This window comes from Acinetobacter lwoffii, from assembly GCF_024129435.1.
GTDB classification, from domain to species: Bacteria; Pseudomonadota; Gammaproteobacteria; order Pseudomonadales; family Moraxellaceae; genus Acinetobacter; species Acinetobacter lwoffii_F.
This window is the reverse complement of record NZ_JAMXXN010000086.1, coordinates 1-373: the sequence shown is the minus strand read 5'-3', so window position 1 is coordinate 373 and position 373 is coordinate 1. Positions and strand designations below refer to the sequence as shown.

Sequence of the window (373 nt, the reverse complement as noted above, 5' to 3'; positions counted from 1 at the left end):
CCCCACACTACCATCAGCGCTAAGAGGTTTCACTTCTGAGTTCGGGAAGGGATCAGGTGGTTCACTCTTGCTATGGTCGCCAGCACAACTGGTATGATTACTTACTGAGGTCTTATGGTTGCCTTAGCTTTCTTCAAATCTTGCACTCTGTTTAAAGCAGTGCTTTGAACATCGTTCATTAACAGATATATCTGAGTTGGGTATTTTGTTCGTTTAGCGTAACTAAATCAAGTCACTTTGTTTAATATCGAATCAATTGATCCTCACTTCTTTCGAAGTTCGTACAACAACTGTTTGGGTGTTGTATAGTCAAGCCTCACGAGCAATTAGTATTGGTCAGCTTCACATATCGCTATGCTTCCACATCCAACCT

Annotated in this window: 1 rRNA gene; it reads right to left on the bottom strand. The window is 41.6% G+C overall.

Annotated features, from left to right (window positions below):
* A 5S ribosomal RNA gene (rrf, locus tag NI455_RS15420) occupies positions 1 to 84 on the bottom strand; the annotation flags it as partial.
* Positions 85 to 373 lie beyond the last annotated feature (289 nt).